The sequence below is a fragment of the bacterium genome (assembly GCA_040756715.1).
Lineage (GTDB): Bacteria > UBA9089 > UBA9088 > UBA9088 > UBA9088 > JBFLYE01.
Genome location: JBFLYE010000038.1, coordinates 3,924 through 8,451, shown reverse-complemented (window position 1 = coordinate 8,451; position 4,528 = coordinate 3,924). Strand labels below are relative to the sequence as shown.

Annotated in this window: 7 protein-coding genes; 3 read left to right on the top strand and 4 right to left on the bottom strand. The window is 36.4% G+C overall.

Annotated features, from left to right (window positions below; all coding sequences use genetic code 11):
- The coding region (locus tag AB1397_01435; protein ID MEW6481661.1) for a hypothetical protein at positions 1 to 273 on the top strand (273 nt) is incomplete at its 5' end.
- The gene (locus AB1397_01430; protein MEW6481660.1) at positions 274 to 1,329 is read left to right on the top strand and encodes a CofH family radical SAM protein; all 1,056 of its coding nucleotides are present in this window, start codon (positions 274 to 276) and stop codon (positions 1,327 to 1,329) included.
- Here AB1397_01430 and AB1397_01425 read toward each other — a convergent pair.
- Together AB1397_01425 and purM are read right to left on the bottom strand one after the other, a co-directional pair.
- Positions 1,308 to 2,234 carry a dihydroorotate dehydrogenase gene (locus AB1397_01425; protein ID MEW6481659.1) on the bottom strand — a complete coding sequence of 309 codons (927 nt, stop codon included), beginning with the start codon at positions 2,232 to 2,234 and terminating at the stop codon, positions 1,308 to 1,310. The two genes, AB1397_01430 and AB1397_01425, sit on opposite strands and share 22 nt — an antisense overlap.
- Positions 2,227 to 3,180, bottom strand: a complete 954-nt coding sequence (purM, locus tag AB1397_01420) for a phosphoribosylformylglycinamidine cyclo-ligase (GenBank protein ID MEW6481658.1) — start codon at positions 3,178 to 3,180, stop codon at positions 2,227 to 2,229. Before purM ends, AB1397_01425 begins: the two co-directional genes overlap by 8 nt.
- 56 nt (positions 3,181 to 3,236) lie before the next feature.
- Here purM and AB1397_01415 point away from each other — a divergent pair, with 56 nt between their 5' ends.
- Positions 3,237 to 3,797: a riboflavin synthase gene (locus AB1397_01415; protein ID MEW6481657.1), complete on the top strand. Its 561-nt coding sequence runs from the start codon at positions 3,237 to 3,239 to the stop codon at positions 3,795 to 3,797.
- Positions 3,798 to 3,847: 50 nt separating this feature from the next.
- Here AB1397_01415 and AB1397_01410 read toward each other — a convergent pair whose 3' ends face one another.
- Positions 3,848 to 4,156, bottom strand: coding sequence for a hypothetical protein (locus tag AB1397_01410; protein ID MEW6481656.1), 309 nt, complete (start codon positions 4,154 to 4,156; stop codon positions 3,848 to 3,850).
- Positions 4,149 to 4,528 (bottom strand): elongation factor Ts (gene tsf, locus AB1397_01405; GenBank protein ID MEW6481655.1); only part of this gene is annotated, 380 nt, incomplete at its 5' end. The genes AB1397_01410 and tsf, both read right to left, overlap by 8 nt.

The following is a 4,528-nucleotide window of genomic DNA, read 5'->3' as shown; positions in this document are numbered from 1 at the left end:
CCATTAGAGCCAATTACGGGAGAGAAGATTACCTTTCAAGGCGTTGGATTTAGCCCTTTTGAAAAAATAAGGGTAGATTTTGGAAGGAGAGAGGCAATTCTTTGGACAGAATCTAATGAAAATGGGATATTTACAGCTGAATACACTATCCAGGATCCAGTTGGGACATATAGATTGGTTGCCATAGGGTATAAAACATCTAATGCTGGGATAATAAATGTAAATGTTGTAGAGCCAAAGGAGGAAGAATCCCAAGAAGAGAAGAAGGAGTAATTGGAGGCAATTTATGAAAAAGTTAAAAGGGGTGAAAGAATTACAAGGGATGAGGGGGTTTCTCTTTTTAATTCATCTGACCTTATAAACCTCGGGCAATTAGCAGACCAGATAAGAAAAAAGCGATTTAAAGATAGGTGTTTTTTTTCCTTAAATATCAATATAAATCCAACAAACATCTGTGTCTATAGATGCCCCCTCTGTGCCTTTTCAAGGGATTTAAAGGATGGGTTTCTCCTTTCTTTTGATGAGATTATAGAAAGGGTAAAATGTGCTTATAATGAAGGGATAAGAGAGGTTCATATTGTGGGAGGATGTCATCCAGAGCTTGATATATCTTATTATGAAGGCCTTTTTCAAAGAATAAAGGAGATAGGTGATATATTCATCCAGGGGCTTACGGTTATTGAGATTGATTATATCGCTAAAAGGTCGGGTCTTACAATAAAAGAGGCTTTAATTCGTCTAAAGAATAAAGGGCTTGGCTCTATCCCTGGTGGTGGTGCTGAGGTGTTTAGCGAAAGGGTAAGGCAAATTATTGCTCCCAATAAGCCAAAAAAGGAGGTATGGCTTTCTGTAATGAAGGAGGCACACAAATTAGGGATAAGGTCAAATGCCACCATGCTCTTTGGAACAGTTGAGACAAACGAGGAAATAATAGAGCATCTTATTAGTTTAAGGGAGCTTCAGGATGAGACAGGAGGGTTTATGGCATTTGTTCCCCTTGCTTTCCATCCAAAAAATACAGGGCTTTCTCATTTAGAAGGACCTGATTATGTAAAAATTCTAAAGGTCTTTGCCATTTCAAGGATTATGCTTGATAATTTTCCTCACATAAAGGGGGTATGGATGTATTTAGAGAAAAGGCTTATCCCCCTTGCTCTGCAATTTGGGGTTGATGATATTGGTGGTCTTTCCTGGGATGAGAAGATTGTCTCTTCTACCTCCCCTAACCCACAAGAAAAAATAAGCAAAAAAGGGCTTACAGAGATAATAAAATTAGGCGAAAGAAGGGCTGTTTGCGTAAATAGTATTTATGAGAGGGCAGAAGATTGAAATCCATCCCTTCTTTTTCTAAAGAATTTCATATTCGGAATTTCCCTTTTTTCCATATAGCCCCTTATCCCATCTATTATTTTGATACAAGACAAAGGGTCAATAAAATTTGCTGTTCCAACCTCTATACAAGATGCACCTGCTAAAAAAAACTCAATTGCATCTTTTGCATTTCTTATCCCACCAATGCCAATTATGGGAATTGAAACAGAATTATAAGCCTCCCAGACCATCCTTAAGGCAATGGGCTTTATCGCTGGACCAGAGAGACCAGCTATAATATTTTCAAAAACAGGCTTCTGTTCTTCGATATCTATTGCTATGCCTTTTATTGTGTTAATAAGGGAAATAGCATCACTAGAGGCGTCTTCACAAGCCTTTGCAATAGGTTTTATAAAAGAGACATTTGGGGTAAGCTTTACAATTATGGTAAGGCTTGTTGCTTCTCTTATCCTTGAAACCAAAGAGAAGACAACCTTTGGCTCTTGTCCAAATTCAATCCCTCCTTTGGCTATATTTGGACAGGATATATTTACTTCAACCCCAGAGACTTCCTTGTCAAGAAGCTTTGAAAGCCTTACATATTCCTCAATAGATTCTCCTGCAATATTTGCAATGATGGGGATGTTATATTTTTTAAGTATGGGAAGAACATCCTTTAAAAATACATCTATCCCTGGATTTTCAAGGCCTATGCTATTTAAAAGACCAGAAGGCGTCTCAAATATCCTTGGAGGCTTATTCCCTTCCTTTGGCTTTAGGGTTATCCCCTTTGTAATTATTGCAGAAAGCTTATCAATTGGGACTATCTCTTCATATTCTATGCCAAATGTTCCCGAGGCAGGGATAACCGGGTTTTTTAGGGTAATATTCCCTATGTTAACAGATAGCTCTGGTTCAAACAATTACAACCCCCCTTTCTCCCTCCTCTATGCTTCCTATTGTGTAAGAAGGAATTGCAGAAAGGGTTTTATCTACATCCTTTTTATCCACAATAAGACAAAGGCCAATTCCCATATTAAATGTTTTAAACATCTCCATTTCGGGAATATTTCCCTCTTTTTGAATTTTCAAGAATATCTCTTGTGTATTCAGGCTTTTTTTCTCAATTATAGCCCTTGTTCCACTTGGAAGGAGCCTCTTTATGTTCTCAATAAGCCCACCACCTGTGATATGGGAAATGCCATTTATAGAAAAATCAGCTACCTTAAGGAAATCCTTTACATAGATTTTTGTTGGAATGAGCAATTCATTGGGATATGGCTCTTTAATAATTTTTCTTACCAATGAAAAGCCATTTGAATGTAAGCCTGATGAGGGAATACCAATAATTATATCGCCTTTCTTTATCTTTTCTCCTGTAATTATTTTCTCTTTCTCAACAATACCAACACAAAAACCCGCACAATCGTATTCCCCTTTTCCATAAACATCTGGCATCTCTGCTGTCTCACCACCCAATAAACTGCACTCTGCCTCATTACATCCTGCAATAATACCATCCATAATGCTATTTGCTATTTCTAAATCAAGCCTTCCAAATGCAAGGTAATCAAGGAAGAATAAAGGAATTCCTCCTGTGGCAATAATATCATTAACACACATAGCAACCAGGTCAATGCCAATGGAGTAATGATTGTTTAACCTTTGAGCAATCTTTACCTTTGTTCCCACACCATCACAGGAAGAAACAAGGATTGGCTCTTTATATAATGAAAAATCTTGCTTAAAAAAGCCAGAGAAATGGCCAATCCCTCCCATTACACCCTTTTGAAATTTAAGCTTTTTCCTTATATGCTCTACAAAAATATTTCCCTTTTCAATATCAACACCCGCATCTTGATAATCCATAAGTAAAGTATATAAAGCCTTGCCATTTCAATCAAGGAATTATATAATAAAACCAAATGTTTACAGGAATAATTGAAGAAAAAGGGGTTATAAAAAGCATTGGAAAGGAAATTTATGTTTCTTGCAAAAGGGTTAGAGAAGACCTTAAAATAGGGGATAGCATTGCAGTTTCTGGATGTTGTTTGACCATCTCCTCCCTTCCTAACGATGGTTTTATTTGCAATCTCTCAAAAGAGACATTGAAGACAACAAACTTTGGTTTTCTTAAAAAGGGGGGCAAGGTAAATCTTGAAAGGCCATTAAGGATTTCTGATAGATTGGGTGGCCATATTGTATCTGGTCATATAGATGGTTTGGCAAGGCTTTGCGAAAAAAGGGGTTCTCTTTATTTTTTTTCTATTTCCAAGACCTTATTAAAATATCTTGTAAAAAAGGGTTCTGTTGCCATTGATGGTGTATCGTTAACCATTGTTGATATTATAGGAGGTAAATTCTCTGTAAGCATTATTCCTCATACCTTAAAGGAAACAACCCTTAATGAGATGAATATTGGATATAAAGCAAACATTGAGGTTGATATGCTTGCAAAGATTATAGAAGGATTTTTAAAGAAATAGGATTTTTATTGAAATGTCTAAACTAATGAGCTCAGCTAAACACATACCTTTTACCCTGTTTTCCTTTTCCATTCATTACCAAATTTTACCCAATCCTCAAGGTCAAATATTACACCCTTTACCCCCTTTATCTTTTTTATCCTCTTTTCTAGGTCAGCAAGGCGCCTTTTTTCAGCCTCAATCCTTTCCTCTATAGAGGCAACAACCTTCTCGGAAGAATCCTTTGTTTTTATAAAGACAATACTACCTTTTAGATAGACAACGCTGGCAATGGTATTAAATTTTATCCTTCTTAAATCAACAAATCTCTTAACAAGCTCTTGTCTGACCGATACATTTATATCCCAATCTTCAACCACCTACCTTAAATATAACAAAACGAGAAACAGAGAGCTTTTCTTTAAACTTGGCTTGGGTTTCTAAGACAAGGTCCTTTATCTTTATTTTTGGTTCCCTGATATATGGCTGAGAAAGAAGGCAATTTTCTTCAAAGAATTTTGAAAGCCGACCACTTGCTATCTTTTCTAAAACAGCCTTTGGTTTCCCCTTATCCTTAAACTGGTTTTTTATAATATTTTTTTCCTCCTCAATAATATTAGCGGGCACATCATTTTCACTTATATATAATGGATTTGAGGAAGCTATTTGAAGGCAAAGCTCTTTCCCGAGGTTTTTAAATTCCTCTGTCTTTGCTACAAAATCTGTTTCACAATTAAGCTCAAGGAGAACAC

What these genes read in the sequence shown, in the direction of transcription:
- AB1397_01415 (MEW6481657.1), top strand. Translation starts at nt 3,237, where the DNA reads ATGTTTACAGGAATAATTGAAGAAAAAGGGGTTATAAAAAGCATTGGA.
- purM (MEW6481658.1), bottom strand. Translation starts at nt 3,180, where the DNA reads ATGGATTATCAAGATGCGGGTGTTGATATTGAAAAGGGAAATATTTTT.